The 1723-nt window shown below is 59.0% G+C and carries 1 protein-coding gene and 1 pseudogene; both read right to left on the bottom strand.

Going from position 1 to position 1723, the window contains the following annotated elements:
• Window positions 1-242 precede the first annotated feature (242 nt).
• The gene (tyrS, locus tag GJ668_RS19635) at window positions 243-1445 is read right to left on the bottom strand and encodes a tyrosine--tRNA ligase (RefSeq protein WP_155451769.1); all 1203 of its coding nucleotides are present in this window, start codon (window positions 1443-1445) and stop codon (window positions 243-245) included.
• Between the two features lie 143 nt (window positions 1446-1588).
• Window positions 1589-1723: pseudogene (locus GJ668_RS19640) on the bottom strand (ISKra4-like element ISTvi1 family transposase); the annotation flags it as partial.

Here is a 1723-nt window from a genome sequence, read left to right on the forward strand (position 1 = left end):
TCTTCGCGAAACCCGCGTCTCGCCAAGACCGACTATTCTACAGACTCCCTTCCGACTGTCAACTCCTTTTTTTCAGCTCCGGGGCGCTTCAAGTCCGCTTTCCCCGGTTGGCCTCCGCTGTCGCTTCGGCCTCCTCATCCCCCGTTCCTTGGGAAGCCGCGCATTTTAGACAACTCAGCATTTATGTCAACACTGTTATCAAAATATTTCTCACCCGTGACCGCAGCTGACGCACGATCACATCAACTCAGGCGGACTTTAGCAAAGCGGCGCTTGCCGACCTGATAGATATGCTCGTCACCAACGGCACAGATCTGATGTACGTCCTCGACCCGCTCGCCGTCGATACGCACCGCGCCTTGGCGCACCATACGGATAGCCTCGGAGCTACTGGCAACGAGTCCAGCCTCCTTGAGCAGATTGGCGATCGGCATTCCGACACCATCCGAACAAGTCAGCTCAACGAAGGGCATGTCGTCCGGCATGGCTCCCTTCTGGAATCGGGCTACGAAGGCGTCCTGCGCCTTGCGCGCCTGCTCGGCACCATGGAAACGGGTCACCAGCTCCAAGCCGAGTTCGAACTTGATATCGCGCGGATTCGCACCTTCGCTCACGGCGCGACGCCAAGCCTCGATCTCCGAGAGCTCGCGGAAACTCAGCAGCTCGAAGTAACGCCACATCAGGTCGTCGGAGATCGACATCAGCTTGCCGAACATCTCCTCGGGCGCATCGGCGATACCGATATAGTTGCCGAGCGACTTCGACATCTTCTGCACCCCATCCAGACCTTCGAGGATCGGCAGCGTGATGACGACCTGCGGTTCCTGACCATAGGCTTCCTGGAGTTGGCGTCCCATGAGCAGGTTGAACTTCTGGTCGGTTCCGCCGAGTTCGATGTCGGCGCGCAGAGCCACCGAGTCATAACCCTGGATGAGCGGATAAAGAAATTCATGGATGGCGATCGGCTGACCGGCCTTGTAGCGTTTGGAGAAGTCGTCACGCTCCAGCATGCGTGCAACTGTCTGACGCGCCGCCAACTGAACCAATCCGGCTGTCCCGAGTTCATCGAGCCAGTGGGAGTTGAAAAGGATCTGGGTCTTATCCGGGTCGAGAATGCGGAACACCTGATCCTTATAGGTCTGGGCGTTTTGTTCGATCTCTTCGCGCGAGAGCGGTTTGCGCGTCACGCTCTTGCCGGTGGGGTCACCGATCATGCCGGTGAAGTCGCCGATCAGGAACAGGATCTCGTGACCAAGATCCTGGAACTGACGCAGCTTATTGATGAGCACCGTATGGCCGAGGTGCAGATCCGGTGCGGTCGGGTCGAAACCCGCCTTGATACGCAAGGGTCGCCCCTGCTCCAGCTTCTTGCGCAGGGCGTCTTGTAGCAGGATTTCCTCGGTGCCGCGCTGAATGAGCGCGAGTGATCGCTCGATCGAGTCCATAGTGCCTGTATCGGTCCGCATGTTCAGGAAAGCGCCTCTGGGCGCAAAGGGCGGGAGGGTACGACGCACGCCAAAACGAAACAAGCCGCACGCCCTTGGCCCCTTGGCGGGTGCGACCATAACTGATGCGTGCCGCGCCATTGTCATGCCGCTTGTTTGATCAGGTCTTGCCAATAGTTCTCCCAGTGGCCATTGACGCGATTGAGGCGTAGCGCCAGCATGGCCTCGGCCTGCTCAAGGCGCCACCACGCCCCGGGACGCTTGAGACGTTGTTGAAC

The sequence above is a fragment of the Allochromatium palmeri genome (genome assembly GCF_009720725.1).
GTDB classification, from domain to species: Bacteria; Pseudomonadota; Gammaproteobacteria; order Chromatiales; family Chromatiaceae; genus Thermochromatium; species Thermochromatium palmeri.

What these genes read in the sequence shown, in the direction of transcription:
- tyrS (WP_155451769.1), bottom strand. Translation starts at nt 1,445, where the DNA reads ATGGACTCGATCGAGCGATCACTCGCGCTCATTCAGCGCGGCACCGAG.